Annotated in this window: 15 protein-coding genes; 3 read left to right on the plus strand and 12 right to left on the minus strand. The window is 62.7% G+C overall.

From position 1 onward, the window contains the following. Together QY049_RS33790 and pgm are read right to left on the minus strand one after the other, a co-directional pair. Complete coding sequence (locus QY049_RS33790) at positions 1-1,050, minus strand: aromatic ring-hydroxylating dioxygenase subunit alpha (protein WP_258762933.1); 1,050 nt, start codon at positions 1,048-1,050, stop codon at positions 1-3. Positions 1,051-1,301: 251 nt separating this feature from the next. Next, positions 1,302-2,948: a phosphoglucomutase (alpha-D-glucose-1,6-bisphosphate-dependent) gene (pgm, locus tag QY049_RS33795; RefSeq protein WP_258762934.1), complete on the minus strand. Its 1,647-nt coding sequence runs from the start codon at positions 2,946-2,948 to the stop codon at positions 1,302-1,304. 293 nt (positions 2,949-3,241) lie between these two features. Between pgm and QY049_RS33800 the strand changes: the two genes are divergently transcribed. Both QY049_RS33800 and QY049_RS33805 read left to right on the plus strand, forming a co-directional pair. Beyond that, positions 3,242-3,610 (plus strand): cytochrome c family protein, encoded by a 369-nt coding sequence (locus QY049_RS33800; protein WP_194477445.1) that lies wholly within the window; start codon positions 3,242-3,244, stop codon positions 3,608-3,610. A gap of 93 nt (positions 3,611-3,703) precedes the next feature. Beyond that, positions 3,704-4,846, plus strand: coding sequence for a S9 family peptidase (locus QY049_RS33805; protein WP_258762935.1), 1,143 nt, complete (start codon positions 3,704-3,706; stop codon positions 4,844-4,846). A gap of 27 nt (positions 4,847-4,873) precedes the next feature. Here QY049_RS33805 and QY049_RS33810 read toward each other — a convergent pair whose 3' ends face one another. Next, complete coding sequence (locus QY049_RS33810) at positions 4,874-5,689, minus strand: response regulator transcription factor (protein ID WP_258762936.1); 816 nt, start codon at positions 5,687-5,689, stop codon at positions 4,874-4,876. A 188-nt stretch (positions 5,690-5,877) separates the two neighbouring features. Between QY049_RS33810 and QY049_RS33815 the strand changes: the two genes are divergently transcribed. Further along, positions 5,878-6,726, plus strand: a complete 849-nt coding sequence (locus QY049_RS33815) for an MBL fold metallo-hydrolase (RefSeq protein ID WP_258762937.1) — start codon at positions 5,878-5,880, stop codon at positions 6,724-6,726. A gap of 4 nt (positions 6,727-6,730) precedes the next feature. Here the strand turns inward: QY049_RS33815 and QY049_RS33820 are convergent, their stop codons facing one another. The 9 genes from QY049_RS33820 to QY049_RS33860 all read right to left on the minus strand — a co-directional run bounded on the left by QY049_RS33820 (position 6,731) and on the right by QY049_RS33860 (position 16,847). Next, positions 6,731-7,615: an aldose 1-epimerase family protein gene (locus QY049_RS33820; protein ID WP_258762938.1), complete on the minus strand. Its 885-nt coding sequence runs from the start codon at positions 7,613-7,615 to the stop codon at positions 6,731-6,733. A gap of 99 nt (positions 7,616-7,714) precedes the next feature. Further along, positions 7,715-9,028 carry a UDP-glucose/GDP-mannose dehydrogenase family protein gene (locus QY049_RS33825; RefSeq protein WP_258762940.1) on the minus strand — a complete coding sequence of 438 codons (1,314 nt, stop codon included), beginning with the start codon at positions 9,026-9,028 and terminating at the stop codon, positions 7,715-7,717. Positions 9,029-9,309: 281 nt separating this feature from the next. Further along, positions 9,310-10,320 (minus strand): NAD-dependent epimerase, encoded by a 1,011-nt coding sequence (locus QY049_RS33830; protein WP_258762942.1) that lies wholly within the window; start codon positions 10,318-10,320, stop codon positions 9,310-9,312. A 118-nt stretch (positions 10,321-10,438) separates the two neighbouring features. Continuing rightward, the gene (locus QY049_RS33835; RefSeq protein WP_258762944.1) at positions 10,439-11,173 is read right to left on the minus strand and encodes a hypothetical protein; all 735 of its coding nucleotides are present in this window, start codon (positions 11,171-11,173) and stop codon (positions 10,439-10,441) included. 28 nt (positions 11,174-11,201) lie between these two features. Then, a complete protein-coding gene (locus QY049_RS33840; protein WP_194477453.1) occupies positions 11,202-13,412 on the minus strand; it encodes an AAA family ATPase in 2,211 nt (736 codons plus the stop codon). Between the two features lie 9 nt (positions 13,413-13,421). Then, positions 13,422-13,952, minus strand: coding sequence for a hypothetical protein (locus tag QY049_RS33845; protein ID WP_258762948.1), 531 nt, complete (start codon positions 13,950-13,952; stop codon positions 13,422-13,424). A gap of 141 nt (positions 13,953-14,093) precedes the next feature. Continuing rightward, positions 14,094-14,714 (minus strand): transglutaminase-like cysteine peptidase, encoded by a 621-nt coding sequence (locus tag QY049_RS33850; RefSeq protein WP_258762950.1) that lies wholly within the window; start codon positions 14,712-14,714, stop codon positions 14,094-14,096. A gap of 102 nt (positions 14,715-14,816) precedes the next feature. After that, positions 14,817-15,449 carry a hypothetical protein gene (locus QY049_RS33855; protein ID WP_258762952.1) on the minus strand — a complete coding sequence of 211 codons (633 nt, stop codon included), beginning with the start codon at positions 15,447-15,449 and terminating at the stop codon, positions 14,817-14,819. A 78-nt stretch (positions 15,450-15,527) separates the two neighbouring features. Continuing rightward, positions 15,528-16,847 (minus strand): O-antigen ligase, encoded by a 1,320-nt coding sequence (locus tag QY049_RS33860; protein WP_258762954.1) that lies wholly within the window; start codon positions 16,845-16,847, stop codon positions 15,528-15,530. Positions 16,848-16,905 lie beyond the last annotated feature (58 nt).

A 16,905-nucleotide genomic window follows, 5' to 3' on the forward strand; every position in this document is an offset into this window, starting at 1 on the left:
CTACTCCGCGGCCTGGAGATGCGTCGGCGGATTTTCCTTGGCGACCATCCTGTCGATCAGCTTGCGCGTCCACATTGCGCCGGCGTCGATGTTGAGATTGTAGAAGATGCGGTCGGGGTTCTCGTCCATCGCGCGCTGCTGCGCTTCCAGGATCAACTCGTCCTCGCGGAAGATGCCCGAGACGCCCTCGCGGATCTCGGTGGTGATGCGCTGCTCGCCGATCTGGTAATTGCGCACGAACGCCCAGAAATAGTGGCAGGTCTTCTCGGTCTCGGGCGTGATGGTGTTGAGCACGAAGCCGTTGACGCCCTGCGAGCGGTCGCCTTCCGGCGCGCCGGTGCCCGTCGGCGCCACGCCGACATCGATGGCGATGGTGCACGGCGCCTCGAAGCGGATGATCTGCCAGCGGTCGACGAGGCCGGGCTTGCCGAGCTGCTTGGCCCAGAACGGCGGCGCCTCGATGCCGTGCATCCAGCGCGTCACGGTGACAGTCTTCTCGCCATGGGTGACGTCGAACGGCGCTTCCGCCACAGCGTCATTGCCGATGGAGGAGCCGTGCACGAAAGTCTCGTGGGTGAGGTCCATGAGATTGTCGAGCACGAGGCGATAGTCGCAATTCACACGAATGGTCTTGCCGTCGCCGGCCCAGGCCGGATCGTGATTCCAGTGCATGTCGGGCACGAGCGCGGGGTCGGCGAGCGCGGGGTCGCCCATCCAGAGCCAGATGTAGCGATGGCGTTCGACCACGGGATAGGCGCGCACGCAGGCCGACGGGTTGATTGTCTCCTGCGAGGGCATGAAGGTGCAGCGCCCTTGCGCATTGTATTTCAGGCCGTGATAACCGCAGACGACGGTGTCGCCTTCGAGCCGGCCCTTGGACAGCGGCACCAGGCGGTGCCAGCAGGCATCCTCCAGCGCAGCCACCGAACCGTCGGCCTTGCGGTACATCACGATGTGCTTGCCGCAGATCGTCCGCGGCAGCAGCGCCGGCTTCACCTCCGCGTCCCAGGCGGCAGCGTACCAGGCGTTCATGGGGAAGGGTTTTGTCACCGGCGATCTCCCAGGGCTTATGTATGCGTTGTGTATACAATAACCGAGGGATAGAATCGTTCAAGGCAAAAAATAGCGTACTAAAATACCTATCGTAAATGTTATGTATACAGACTTAAGGCGGTTGTCATTCCCCGCGAAAGCGGGGAATCCAGTATTCCGCGGCGGTCATTAGTTCGCGCAACTTCCGTCACGGCGTACTGGATCACCCGCTTTCGCGGGTGATGACACCTGTTGATATTGCGGACGCCCTACGCCCCGAACACCTTCTTCAACCCCGCCTGGGCCTCTTCCTGAATCCGCTTCAGATGCTCGGTGCTGCGGAAGCTTTCGGCGTAGATCTTGTACACATCCTCGGTGCCCGACGGCCGCGCAGCGAACCAGCCGTAATCGGTTTCGACCTTGATGCCGCCGAACGACTGGCCGTTGCCGGGGGCCTTGCTCAGCGTCGCGCGAACGGGATCGCCGGCGAGATCCTTCAGGCCGAGTTGCTCGGGCGTGACGGACTTCAGGATGTTCTTCTGCGGTCCGGTCGCGGCGACGTCGATGCGCGCGTAGTGCGGCACGCCGAGCTCGGCGGTGAGATCATTGAACAACTGGCTCGGATCGCGGCCGGTCCTGGCCATGATCTCGGCAGCGAGCAGGCCGAGGATGATGCCGTCCTTGTCGGTGGTCCACACCGTGCCGTCGCGGCGCAGGAACGAGGCCCCTGCACTCTCCTCGCCGCCGAAGCCGAAGCCGCCCGTGAGGAGGCCGTCGACGAACCATTTGAAACCGACCGGCGTCTCCACCAGCTTGCGGCCGAGCTTCCTGGCGACACGGTCGATGATCGAGCTCGACACCACGGTCTTGCCGATCGCGGCGTCCCTGCCCCAGTTCGGGCGGTGCGCGAACAGATAGGAGATCGCGGTCGCCAGATAGTGGTTCGGGTTCATCAATCCGCCGGTGCGGGTGACGATGCCGTGACGGTCGGCGTCGGTATCGTTGGCAAAGGCGACGTCGAAGCGGTCGCGCATCGCGATCAGGCTCGCCATCGCGTAGGGCGAGGAGCAGTCCATGCGGATCTTGCCGTCCCAGTCGACAGTCATGAAGCGGAAGGTCGGATCGATCGCCTCGTTCACCACGGTCGCCTCGAGGCCGTAGCGTTCGATGATCGGATGCCAGTAGTGCACGGCCGCGCCGCCGAGCGGATCGATGCCGATATTGATGCCGGCGGATCTGACGAGTTCGAGATCGACGACGTTGCCGAGATCGGCGACATAAGGCGTGATGTAGTCGTAGGCGTGGACCGTCGAGGATTTCAGCGCCTTGGTGTAGTCGATGCGCTTCACGCCCTCGAGGCCATCGGCGAGATAGGCGTTGGCGCGCTTCTCGACGACGCCCGTGACGTCGGTGTCGGCCGGGCCGCCGTGCGGAGGATTGTATTTGTAGCCGCCGTCTTCAGGCGGATTGTGCGAGGGCGTGACGACGACGCCGTCCGCAAGGCCCGAGGTGCGGCCCTTGTTGTAGGTCAGGATCGCATGCGAGATCACGGGCGTCGGCGTGTAGCCGTGATCCTTGTCGATCATGATGTCGACGCCGTTGGCCGCGAACACCTCCACCGCGCTCGCGAGCGCCGGCTCGGCCAGCGCATGGGTGTCGATGCCGATGAAGAGCGGGCCGGTCAGTCCCTTCTCTTTCCTGTAGTCGCAGATGGCCTGCGTGGTCGCGAGGATATGGCCCTCGTTGAAGCTGCTCTTCAGCGAGGTGCCGCGATGGCCGGAGGTTCCGAACGCCACCCGCTGAGCCGGATCGGCCGGATCGGGCCGGTTGGCGAAATAGGCAGTGACCAGCCGTGGCACGTTGGCGAGCGCGCCTGGTGCAACCGGCTTACCCGCCGCGGGATCAACTTCTGCCATTGCAACTCCTCTGTACCTCAAGACGACAGTTCGAAGCACCATACCATCGGCCGACCGATCGCCAAGCCGGCTGCCGGACCGACGTCACATTCCGGTCACGATCAACCGACAACGCCAGCCGGTGCCGGATGATCCACGACGACCGCATGGCGCTCTCGTACTTTGGTCCCGGATCAGGGTTGATACAGGACAAAGACGCCGTAGCACGGTGCGGGGCACGCTCATCGCCGTTTGATCAAGAAACGCCGGAGCTTGCGGCAATCGCCGCATATCCCACAGGGGGTGAATTCAAGATGACTGGACGTCTGATCTTCGTGCTCATGCTGGGTTTGGCCACGTCGCCCGCCGTCGCAGAAGGCGATGCAGCCGCGGGCAAGACCATCTTCCAGCGCACCTGCGAGAACTGCCACGCCACGGTGATCGGAGTGAACAAGATCGGCCCGAGCCTTTGGAACGTCGTCGGCCGCACGCCCGCCACTATCCCGGACTTTGCGTACTCCGACGCCATGAAGGCCAACAAGCAGACCTGGACCCCGACGACGCTGGACGCCTATCTCGCCGATCCTCGTGGCGACGTCCACGGCGTCAAGATGTTCTTCAGGGGGTTGCCGAGTCCCGGGGATCGATCCGACGTCATCACTTATCTTCAGACGCTGAAGTAAAGGATCGGGACGGACGCCAGATCCGCCCAATGCCACGTTCGCGGGCTCGCGCGATTCTGCTATGATTCCGGCGGCCAGGGAGAACCGTCCGCCATGAACGTCGCGCGCTGGCATCTGCCCGTGCTCATCCTGCTTGCCATCGCGGCAACTGCGGCTCGCGCGAACGCCGCCGAGTTCTACACCGAGGATCTGCGCATTCCGATGACGGAGGCCGGACCGCAGGGGCTGGAGGCGTTCCTGGTTCGCCCTGTCGGCACCAGGCGCTATCCGCTTGCGCTGCTGAGCCACGGCTCGCCGCGCAGCTTCGACGACCGCGCCACCATGACGGCTCACAAATATTACGGCATCGCGCTGGAATATGCCCGGCGCGGCTTTGCGGCGCTGATCGTGATGCGGCGCGGCTATGGCACCTCGCCGGGGGGACGCGTCGACAGCGTCGGCGGCTGTGCCAATGCCGCTTATCTGCCGGCAGCCGCGGTCGCGGTTGCGGATTTGCGCGCCGCGATCGATGCGATGGCCCGCCGGGGCGACGTCACCACGTCAGGCATGATCGCAGCCGGCCATTCCGCCGGCGGGCTCGCCACCGTCGCGCTGGCGGCCCAGGCTCCGGCGGGTCTGGTCGCCGCGATCAATTTTGCCGGCGGCCGCGGCTCGCGCGATGATGACGACGTCTGCAACGAGGATGGCCTGGTCCGGACCTTCGCCAGCCTCGGCAGGACCTCGCGCGTGCCGATGCTGTGGGTCTATGCGGCCAATGATTCCTATTTCGGCCCCGACCTGGCGCGCCGCCTCTATGACGGGTTTCGCAACAGCGGCGGCAACGCAAAGTTCGTCGTCACGCCGCCTTACGGCGACGACGGCCACTATCTCTATTCCGTGGTCGGCCGCCCGCAATGGACGCCCTATCTCGACGCCTTCCTGCGCGAGCGCGGGATCGCCCAGGCCGTGCTGAGCCCGCCCGATCCGCTGCCGCCGCCGAGCCATTTCAATGACGCGGCGAAAGCCGAATTTGCGCGCTATCTCGCCAGCACGTCGCCGCACAAGGCCTTTGCGGTGTCGCCGAACGGCGGCTACGGCTGGCGTTCGGGCCGCAACACCGTGGACGAGGCGCAACGCGATTCACTCGCGGCCTGCATGAAATGGTCGCCGACCTGCACGCTCTACGCGGTCGACGACCGGCTCTCCTCCGGCAACGTGCAGGGGGCATCAACCGAACAGGTCTTTCGCGCGCGATAGCGCGGCACCGGCATGACGAGGGCTGAGCTAGAGACGCTCGCTGAGCGCGAGCTTGTAGCCGACGCCGGTGACGGTGGCGATGACGGGCGTGCCGCTGCCGACGAGCTTGCGGCGCAGCCGCGCCACCAGCGCATCGACGGTGCGGATGTCGACCTCGGCCTGACGGTTGCTGACGACCTCGATCAGATAGTCGCGGCTGAGCGGCCGTCCGTCCGCACCGACGAGGGCGGCGAGCAGGTCGAACTCCGCACGCGTCAGCGCCACCGGCTTGCCGTCGCTGCCGAGCAGCTCGCGCCGCGTCAGGTCGATGATCCAGTCGCCGAAGGCGATCGAATTGTGGTTGCGCGCGGCCTTGCGGTCGATCGAGCGGCGTCGCAGCACGCTGCGCGCACGCGCCAGCAGATCGCGCAGGTTGATCGGCTTGGTGACGTAGTGATCGCCGGCGATCTCGAGACCAAGAATGCGATCGACGTCGGTGTCGCGGCGGGTCACGAAGATGATGCCCGCGTTGCTGGTCGCCTGGATCTCCTTGGCGAGCTCGAAGCCGTCGCCGTCGGGCAACTGCACGTCGAGGAAGACGAGGTCGGTGCGCGCGCGCAGCGCCTGGCGGCATTCCGCGCAGGTGCCGGCGCCGACCACCTCGAAATTGTTCTCGCTGAAGTAACCGACCAGCATCGTCCGGGTCACGGGGTCGTCTTCGACCACGATCAATCGCTCGCGTCCGATGGGACGCAATTCCTGAAGTGCGGAATCAGCCACGATGTTGGATATCCTGTGTGCCTGCGACCCGGTCTGCAAATTCAGGTCGCTGCGCGATGCGCTGTCCTGTGAACGAACATTCACGGCTTATTCGATCCCCCGAAATTGCCTGCCGGAATACTAGGCGTGTTGTGTGCCCCGAACAATATAGGTCACAGTCCTGAAGCATTAACTATGAATTGCCCCACACTTCTCATCGAGCGCATCGTTGTTGCCCGGCACAACAGTTCCGTTCATCCGAAGGCCGATTCAACCGCACTGGAGTAGACGCCATGGAAGTCATCCTGCTCGGCACCGGCGGCCCGCGCCCGGACCCGCGCCGCATGGCGACGACCACGCTGATCAGGCTCGGCGAGGAAAACATCCTGTTCGACGCCGGCCGCGGCGTCGTGGTGCAGCTCAGCAAGGCCGGCGTGCCGCTCGGCGCCATCAACACGGTCTTTCTCACGCACCACCATTTCGACCACATCGGCGACCTCTACGATGTGATGCTGAATTCATGGATGCACGGGCGCAAGGACGATCTGCGCATCTTTGGACCTCCCGACACCGAACGGCTCGTCAACACGCTGGTCACCCAGGTCTACGACAAGGACATTGCCTGGCGCGATCAGGGCGAGCCGACCTTCGGCGGCTGGAAGCCGGTGGTCGCAACCGACATCGTTCCGGGCCCGGTCCTCGACACCGGTCGCTGGAAGATCAGCGCCGAGCTCGTCTCGCACGGTGACCGCCTCGACATGTCACCGGCGTTTCTCGCGCGCTGGATGTGCCTCGGCTATCGCTTCGAGGCCGAGGGCAAGGTCGTTGCCATTTCAGGCGACACCGTCCCCTGCCCCGGACTCGAGCGGCTGGCTGATGGCGCCGACCTGCTGGTTCAGGTTTGCTTTCTGGCAACGCCGGAGATCAACAATGAGCACTTCAGGAGGCTCGCGAAATACACGCTCGCTTGCGGCGACACGGTCGGCAAGGTCGCGGCCAAGGCCGGCGTCAAGAAGCTGGCGCTGACCCATCACCGCCCCCGCACCGACGATGCCATGCTGGATGCGCTGCTCGCCGATGTCAGGCGCGACTATGACGGTCCCGTCGTGCTCGGCGAGGATCTCACGCGCATCGAGGTGTAAAAGCTCAAGACGTTCCCACGTCGATCCGGAACGACAGGCACTCCTCCGCGCCGGGCGCGATATGCATCAGGCCCGGCTTGTCGGTGAATTCTCCGTCGAAGTTCTTGGGACTGGCATAGCCGCGCCAGGGCTCGATGCAGAGGAACGGTGCGCCCGATGGTTTCGACCAGACACCGAGTTCGCGAAAGCCGCGCCAGGACATTTCGAGCCAGGGGCCGCTGCCATCCGCGGCGGCATAGCGGACCGCATGGCTGTTGACGGGATCGAGGATGACTGCGTCGCTGGTGAACAGGCCCTCGGACAGAGGAAGCACCTTGCCCTCGACCGGGCTCGGATCCGTTGCGGCGAGCAGGAGCCCGCCCTCGACACGGCGAACCGGCGCCGGCTCCTCGTTCGTGAAGGTCAGCGCGTAGCTCTCCTTCGGCACGCCGGGCCGAAGCGGCCAGTTGAAAGCGGGATGCCCGCCGAGCGACACCGGCAAGGTTTCGCCGCCGGTGTTGACGACTGTGAGCGAGAGATCAAGACCGGCATCGTCGAGCGTGTAGGTGGCCGTCAGGCGGAATGCGAATGGATAAAGCGCGCGCGTGGCTGCGCTGTCTTCGAGCACCAGCGAGCACCGGCCTTCGCCACGCTCGGCCCAGACGAAACGGCTGTCGCGCGCAAAGCCGTGCTGGGTTATCCGGTAGGTCCTGCCCCGATGCCGCATTTCGTCATTGGCGAGGCGTCCGACGATCGGAAACAGTAGCGGGGCATGGCGTTGCCATTCCGGGCCAGCCTGCCAGACGAATTCAGTGCCGCCTTCGTGCCTGAGCGAGCACATCTCGGCGCCATGCGCCTTGACGGTCGCGGTGAGGGAGCCGCTTCGAAGCGTGTGTGTGTCGTCGGTCATGATCGTCTCCATCGCGGCAGCCGACGGGATCATACCGCATCGGAAACGGTTTCGCCCGCCTCGCGAAGAGGCGGGCGACCATCAATGCCGCAGGAGTTCTCAGGCCTGAGCGGACCGCCCCACGCTCTCATAAATGAAGCCGGCGGCAGCCATCTCTTCGGGGCGGTAGATGTTGCGGAGATCGACGACAATGGGCTGGGCCATGGTCGCCTTCAACCGGTCGAGATCGAGCGCGCGGAACTGCACCCATTCGGTGACGATGACAAGCGCATCGGCACCTTGCGCGCAGGAATAGGCGTCCTCGCAATAGGTGATGTTGGGAAGTTCACCCTTGGCCTGCTCCATGCCGACGGGGTCGAACGCCTTGACCTTCGCGCCCATGTCGATGAGGCCCGTGACGAGCGGGATCGACGGCGCGTCGCGCATGTCGTCGGTGTCGGGCTTGAAGGTCAGACCCAGCACCGCGATGGTCTTACCGCGCAAGCTACCGCCGAGCGCCTGGCTCACTTTCCGCGCCATCGCGCGCTTGCGGTTCTCGTTCACGGCAAGCACGGATTCGACGATGCGCAAGGACACGTCGTAGTCCTGCGCGATCTTGATCAGCGCCTTGGTGTCCTTCGGGAAGCAGGAGCCGCCGAAGCCGGGACCGGCATGCAGGAATTTGGTGCCGATGCGGTTGTCCAGGCCAATGCCGCGCGCGACTTCCTGCACGTTGGCGCCGACCTTCTCGGAGAGGTCCGCGATCTCGTTGATGAAGGTGATCTTGGTCGCGAGGAACGCGTTCGCCGCATATTTGATCATCTCGGCGGTGCGGCGCGCGGTGAACATCAGCGGCGCCTGGTTCAGCGACAGCGGGCGGTAGATGTCGCCCATCACCTTACGGCCGCGCTCGTCGGAGGTGCCGACCACGACGCGATCGGGGAACTTGAAGTCGCGGATCGCGGCGCCCTCGCGCAGGAACTCGGGATTGGAGGCGACGACGACGTCGGCCTTCGGATTGGTCTCGCGGATGATGCGCTCGACCTCGTCGCCGGTACCGACCGGCACGGTCGACTTGGTCACCACGACGGTGAAGCCGGACAGCGACTGCGCGATCTCCTTCGCGGCGGCGTAGACATAGGAGAGATCGGCGTGACCGTCGCCGCGACGGGACGGCGTGCCGACCGCGATGAACACGGCATCGGCCTCTGCGACCGGCTTTGACAGATCGGTTGTGAAGTCGAGCCGCTTGGCCTTCACATTGGTCGCGACCAGTTCGTCGAGGCCGGGCTCGTAGATCGGAATCTCGCCGCGATGAAGCGCTGCAATCTTCTTCTCGTCCTTGTCGACGCAGGTGACGTCGTGACCGAAATCCGCAAAACAGGCTCCGGACACCAGTCCCACATAACCCGTGCCGATCATCGCGATGCGCATGAAAAACTCTTTCCGTTGAAGACGGATGTTCCACTGAACACCCTAGACCATTTCTCTATCCGGTCGCACGCCCAACATTAGGGCAGTCTGCTTCGCGAACCGAACAAACCTTAACCGTCGCGCGTGACAGGCAGACCAATCGAACGGGGCGGCATGATCGCAGAGATCGACCTCGCACAGATCCATCGTAACGCAACGATGCACTGCCATCGGCGACGTCCCGTCGAGCGAGATCGCTCGCCATCATGCTCGACGAGTTCCACGAGCGTTCGATGTGGCGATCAAACGCCGTGGTACTTTCGGTACCATTCGACGAAACGAGCGAGGCCTTCCGCGATCGAGGTCGACGGCGCGAAACCGACGTCGCGTTGGAGCGGGGAAATGTCCGCGCGCGTCTCCAGCACGTCGCCCGCCTGCATCGGCAGGAGCTGGCGGATCGCAGGCTTGCCGATGATCTTCTCGAGCGTCTCGACGAACTCGAGCAGCTTCACTGACTTGTTGTTGCCGATGTTGTAGACGCGATACGGCGCATAGCTCGTCGAATTTTCCGGCGCTTCGGCGTTCCACGCGGGATTTGGCGCCGCCGGCCGATCAAGGGTGCGAACCACGCCTTCGACGATGTCGTCGACATAGGTGAAATCGCGCCACATGTCGCCATTGTTGAAAATCTTGATCGGCTCATTCGCGAATATCGCGCGCGTGAACAGCCAGGCGGCCATATCGGGCCGACCCCACGGGCCGTAAACGGTGAAGAAGCGAAGACCTGTCACCGGCAGCTTGTGCACATGCGCAAAGGTGTGCGCCATCAGCTCGTTGGCCTTCTTGCTCGCGGCATAGAGGCTGACCGGATGGTTGACCGATTGCTCGGTCGAATACGGCAAGGTGCGATTGGCGCCATAGACCGAACTCGACGAAGCGTAGACGAGATGTGCCAGGCCATGACGCCGGCCGGCCTCGAGCACGGTGACGAATCCGTCGCAATTGGCGCGAATGCTGGTGATGGGATCGTCGATCGAGGCGCGGACGCCCGGCTGCGCCGCGAGATGCACGACCCGATCGGGTGCGACCTCATCGAAGACGCGTATCACCGCGGCAAAATCAGCCAGGTCGATCTCGTGGAAGCTGAAGCCGGGACGGTGCCTGAGCGTTTCGAGGCGCGCGCGCTTCAGCGCCGGATCGTAATACGGCGTGAGCGCATCGACGCCAACGACCTGTTCGCCGCGCGCCAACAGCCGTTCGCAAACATGCATTCCGATAAAGCCGGCAGCGCCAGTAACCAGCACAGGGGCCAAGGCCAATCTCTCCGCTGTTTCATTTCTTCTGCCCTGCAATGCCAGACTGGACCGGCAGAGGCAAGGCTTCAAACCCGCACGAACCGAGCCGCGGAAATCATGCTGCCGGCATTCGCGATCAGCCGCGCTGGTTTGCGGAAACGGGAAAGCAGGGATGCGAAATCGAAAGTCCGCGATCCTGAGCGAACCGGCGAAAAACCAGCCGCACTTCCTCCGGCTGGGAACACATCTTGTCCAGCAACAACACCCGCGTCGCCGCCGGCGCAGCCTGATAGATCACAACGGCTGTAGGAAGCTGTCGGGCGCCGACAATATCGACGAAGTCATCGAGCGTCTGTCGCCTGAGCTTTTCAGGCAAGAAGTTGTACGCCCGCAACGCAAGAGGCGCGCGGAAAAGTTGCACCCACATCTCGTGTGGCGCAAGAGCGTAGGATTGGGTCAAATAGGAAATGGCGCTTGGACCGAAGCCGAGCGTGCGAGTTTCCGCCCAATAGAGCGCCAGCCAGCCGATCGATTCCGCAGGTGAGCAGGCGATCAGCCGCTTGGCCGCATCCGTGACGTCCGGCAGCCTCAGATCCATGGCCGCCGCGTTGCCAGCTTCGAAGGCATTGCTCAACAGCCGCAGCCGGATCAAGAGCACATTGCGCCTCAGCTTCGGGTCACAGAACCAGCCCGCGTCGCTGCTGACACGGCTCACGATCTGGTCGAGCGCCGCACTGTCGTAGCGCTCGCCGCGCATCAGATGCGAGGCAATATCCTGCAAAGTCGGCCGAAACGTATAGGTTGCAACCGATGTCAGCCAGGCCAGCGCCATCACCACGAGGACGGCATTGAGAACAGCGGCCGAGATCACCACCGGCCGCCGCGCAACACGCGATGCGTCAGCTCTGCTCAATGTAGTAGTCAGAGTAATGCCGCCCCTTATACGACTCGATCCGCTTCAGCGTTTTCGGATTGGCTCTATTGAGAACGATTCCGACGATCTTGCTCTTGAAGACTTCCAAGTCCGTGAGGGACTCGTGGACCGCCGCCCGGCGCGTCTTGCCCCATTCGACGACGTAGACGATGGCGTCGATCAAATGGCCCGCCGCCTTGGCGTCCGTCACCGGCAGCACGGGGGCCAGATCCATGAAGATGTAGTCATACTGCTTGCGGGCGGACCTGAGGAAATCCGCCATCGCGGGAGAGGCGAGCAGATCGGCAGAATTCACCAATCGCGTCTGCACGACCGAAGGCAGGAAATTGAGCTTCGAGTGGCGATCGACCTGGACGTGCCGCTCGAACTGGTTCGGCTCCGAAAGGGCCTCGACCAATCCGGTCTTGGCAGCGGGAGCAAGCTTGCGCGTCAAAGCCTGCGTGTGCAGGTCGCCGTCGATCAACAGCGTGCGGTGTCCCGTGAGCGAGGCCAGGTGAGCGAGATTGGCAGCGACCGTCGTCTTGCCTTCCTTCGGCAGCGAGGAGACGATGGCGATGACATTGGTCTCTCTCGACAATCGCGCGAGGTCGACCGCCGTCTTCACGTTCCGCAGCGTCTCCGCGTAGCGCGAGAACGGGTGCTCCAGGGCATATCGGACGAGGGCTGCACCGCCGGCGTCCGAAGACCCGTCCAGCCCATCCGAATGAATTTCGGGCAGCGTTCCGAGGCACTGGAGCGCAGTCTCGCCCTCCACTTCCAGGGGGGTCCGCAGCACTTCGGTGAGCAGCTCCTTCGCCACGGCGCCACCGACGCCGAAACACAGCCCGCCGACCAGGCCGCCAAGCAGGAGCAGGCCGATCCTCGGCCAGCTCTTCTTGTCCGGCTTTTGCGCCGTGCTGATGATCCGCGCTTCGCTGATCGGGAAGCTCTGGTTCTGCGTGGCTTCCTGGAGTTGCTGGAGGAAATTGTTGTACAGGGTACGATAAGTATCGGCGGCGCTTTCGAGATTGCGCAGCTTCACCTGGGCCTGGCTCGCGCTGCTGGATTCGCTAACGAGCTTGTTCAGATCGCCGTCAAGCGAGCTCTCTCGGCTGCGCGCAATCTCGTAATCGCTCTTGTAGGCATCGGCGATCCGCTTGACTTCATCCTTGATGGCCCGCTTCAGCTCCTGCATTCGCGAAGCCAGGTTGACCGAGGCCTGGTGATCCTTCCCGTACTTGCTGGACCAGTCGGCATATTGAGCCGCGAGATCAAGATATTGTGCGCGCAGACGCGTGATCACCGTATTGTTGAGCGCGTCCGTGACCGTGGGCTGGGCGAGATCCTGGTCCGTGATCGCATTGATCCGGTCGAGGCGCGCCTTGGCCTCGGCCGTAGCGGCCCGGGCCTGAATCAGCTGGGTATTGACGTCGGACAATTGCTGCTCGCTCATCAGCCCCTTGCTCGTTCCGACGATATTGTTCTGGGCCTTGAAGGTCTGGACCGCACGGTCGGCATCCATGGCCTGCTGCTGCAGCTCCGCGCTGCGCCGCTGCAACCACTCGCTGGCCCGTTTGGTCGACTGGTATTTGGCCTCGAGAACGCCGACCATATATTGGTCGGCCAGGGCGTTGGCGATGCGCGCCGCCTTGTCCGGGTCCGTGGACTTGAAAGACAGGGTCAGAACGTAGGTCACGCCGACCCGCTCCACCTTCAAATTCTTCTTCATCGCGGCGACGACCATCCGCTTGACGAAGTCCTTGGATTCGGGCTCGGCAAGTCCAAGCGCGCCCACGACGGCACCGATGATGTGAGAGAGCAGATTGCCTTCGACATACTCGGGGTCGCTCGTCAGCTTCATCGAATCGGCGACCGAACGGACGAGGTCGTCGGACGAGAGAATTTCAACCTGGCTTTCCACGAAGCCGGGATCGATCAGCGTGCTGTTGGCGTCCGTGGACTTGCTCAGCAGTTGCGCCTGACGCGTGTCCACCAGAATGCTGGTGGAGGCCGTGTAGTAAGGGGTGGCCGTCAGCGAGTACGCCACAACCAGAGCGAGACAGCAGCCGACGACGGTGGCAATCAAGGGCCACTGCCGGCGAACGATATCCACCGCGCGCTCGAACGTCAGCACGGCCGTGTTGAACGGGAACGTCAGAGGCTGGCCGGGCTCAAAGTTGCTGCGAGGCTGATACATGTTGCACTTTTATCGCGGGGGGGTCTCAAGAGGAACCGGAATGGGGGCGAATGGATCGGCGAGGTCGGTGTTCCACTCGCCGGTGAATAATGAATTGGGCTGATTTGCCGGAGCGCTTTGCACGGGAAGTTGCGGCGTCGTGTCAGAATCAACCGAACCATAGCCGGCGCTCACGGAGGAGTCCTGCAAGTTTCGCGTGAAGGCGATGATGCTTTGCACGGCCTTGGGATCGACGGGACCGCAATGCTGCGCGGCGCGAGCAAGGCCACGACCGATCGCGGCGCGATTCGAGTCAGGCGTGAGTTGCACCAGCTTTTTGATCGCGGGCAGAAGATCCGGATCACTCGCCAGATACTCGGTCACCTTCTGCTCGATCTTGGATCGATCATTCTTCGCATATTTCAACAGATGATCCGGATCGTCGGCGAACAAGCGAAGCTCCAGAGACGGAGTTCGCAAGAGAAGCGGCAAACAGCCAGACGCCGCGGCCGGCGAAACACCGACCACGGCGAACACGAACGCAAGCACAAAGCGTGCCATTACGAGGGCTCACCCAAGGTGAACCAGGATCCACAACGCCAGGAAGTCAACTGATGTCACCGTCAATGTCTGTCCGAGAACGCTCGCTTAACAGACAAATACGGCAAGTGTTTGTGCGTTGCAAAAAGATTTGTGTCTTGTCTAGTTGGAGTCGTTCTTCGCGCTCCCAAGCGCGGCAAAATCGCGATGATCCTGCTTGGCAATGGAAACCCAGAAGCGAGGATTCTCGGCCGACTCCATCGACACCCACTGATAGTCGACGCCGCCCCACCTCCGAACGTCCGAGGCGAGATTGTCCAAAATGTAATCACCGTCTTGCAGCCGCGCGACGAGCACGAGATGGCCGCCGGTCGGCGCATAGACGACCGCCAATCGCAGGGCGCTCGCGGGCCAGCCCCTGGCGATGAGCATGTGCCGCTTGGTCACCGCATAGTCATTGCAGTCACCGGACGCCGGCGAGATCGCCCAGCGGGCCAAGATGGGGTCCGTGGATTTGGCCAACGGATGAATGCTCTGGTTCGCCGTCGCATTGACTTCGGCCAACGCCGCGAAGGCCTCATCCCGTGCCGGCAACCGTGCTTCCGAGGAGCTCGGCTCGCACTCCGCGGGATTGTTCATGCAGAACTTCACGAACTGGAGCGGAGCCAGCACGTTCTGCGCCTCTTTCAGGAATGCCCCCGAAGGCGCCGTCGCCTGCTCAGCCGCATAGCACGGCATTGACAGCCCAACGACGAGCCAAGCCGCAATCAGATGCCGTTTCATCACCACCTCCAACGAAACATTCGATGGAACGAGCGTAGTGTCGAAACTTCTCAGCCTGATTGCGCAATTTCGTAAAATTGCACCGAAACGAAGGATCGGCCTTCAGTTCGTCGGGCTGATTGGAGCAAGTGTGTTGGTCGAAGCGCTCGATGCAGCGGCGAAAAAGGTCGTCGTCGTCGCTGTTGACGCGCCGGAAAAAGTAGTGGTGTCGGAAGTACTTACGCCTCCCGACGATTGAGGGGTAGCTGACCCCCGTCCGCCGCCTACGACCGATTCACCGTTGGGATCAGACCCCGGAACAGCGTTGGTCGGAACATCTCCCGTGATGCTTTCGAAGGACTGAATAAGGTCGCGGTTCTCGGTTTTGAGGACCGCTTCCTGGATCAACGTTGCGGTCGCCGGATGCGATACGACGCAGGTCGCTGCGGCCGTTCCGAGCCCCGCGCCGATTGCGCGATTTTGACTCGGCGAGCTTGCGCTCGACAGCGATTGGATCCCCTCCAACGTTTCAGGGCGCATCGTCGCGAAGTCCCGGATGGTTGCCGAAAGCTTGCCCTCGTCACCCTCCGGGTAACCGCTCAGCAAGCCGCTCGGGTTGTCGAGAAATTGTGTCGCCCGCTCGGCATTCATCCCGCCGGCCAGAGGCGCGCATGAAACATCGACCGCAGTCGCCGCGTGGGACAACGAGGGCGCGAGTGAAAAGGGAACCAAAAGCAGCCACACACTAACCTTCATTTTGGCAACCTCTTTTCGAATTTCATACGTGTAGAAGTCTCATTTGTATAAGCGAATTCCCCAACGGGGTGAACAGATTTAAGAAGTGGTGAATTGGCGCGGCGGACGCTGCTGCGTGGAGATCGACTGCGCCAGACCACATCCCGCGATCGCCGCGAATAACACTGCAAAGCCCGTTACTTGCACCGAAAAATCGACGCATGAATGCAGGGCTCCGAGCAGAAACACAGCGGCACCGGTGGCTGGCATATAATTGTCACGTCGTCTTGCGAAACTGCCGAAGACCATTCGTCCGAAGAACAGGACGACCAGACCACAGACGAGGATCGTCAAAGGAATGCCGGCGGAGACCAATATCTCGAGTGGAGTGCTGTGCGCCTTGTCCCAGATTCCCTGGCTTCCAAGATCCGCTGCCCGGAAAGCAGGAAATGCTGCCTCGAAATTGCCCAGCCCCCAACCGAACAGTTCATGGCCCCTCAACATCTCCAATGACGTTCGATAGACCTCGAGCCGCCGCGGATCTCCCAGCCCGAACATGCCGACGCGGCTGCTTGCGATTCCACCGATCACAAAAAAAGCCATGATGGCAGCGACAGTCACCGTTCCGGAGACCAGCCAGTAGCGCTTCAACTGGTCTCGATATTGCATCAGATGCAGATTGGTCAGGAAGGCGAGACTAAGGAGAGTGAGAACGACGCCGGCACGCGACCCCGTCATGCCGACGGCCGTGAGGCAAGCAAGAAGGCCCGCGCAAAGAACGGCGGGATGATCAACAGGCGAATGCCGAACGTGTCGGAAGCTTCGCTTGGCAAACCATGTGTCGGACGACCGAGCCAGCAATTGACCGAGGAACAAGACCGCACAGCAGCCCCAAAAGGCTGCCGCCGTATTTCGATTCACGAACGTTCCCGTGGCGAACGAGAGATAGTACTCCTTGGTCCGCCACAAGAGCCTGGTGGGAGCAAGCAGCTGTGCAGCGATGCCGTAGACAGCATAGGCGAAACCGGCATATGCAGTCGCCTTCAGCAGCGATCTCGCAGCCACTTCGTCCGTTGCGATCAGATAGGCCCGCACGAGCATCAGGGCAAAGAGCAGGCAAGGGCCAAACGCCACCCACGGGACTGAAGCCGTGACAGAAAGACGATCCGGCAGCGTCAGCCCGGCGAGATTCCGGGCCACGTCCCATTCCGGGTCGGCGAATCCGGCACCGACTCCGGGCCAGATCTGAAAGACCGCCAATGCGCAGGTGAATAGCAGGATGACGACCGTCGAGCCCAAAATCCAGAGATCTGCGCGACACACGCGCGACAGGTCGGCCGTCATCAGACTGACAACCAGGAGCGCGGTCCAAATCCAGCCCCAGATCAGTTCGACCGAGCCGAATGGCAGCGGCGCCACCAAGACAACGAAAAGTGCGATAAACTGAGATATCCGGTGCACAGCAACAGTTTCTACT

The organism is Bradyrhizobium sp. WYCCWR 13022 (genome assembly GCF_030435535.1).
GTDB lineage: Bacteria > Pseudomonadota > Alphaproteobacteria > Rhizobiales > Xanthobacteraceae > Bradyrhizobium.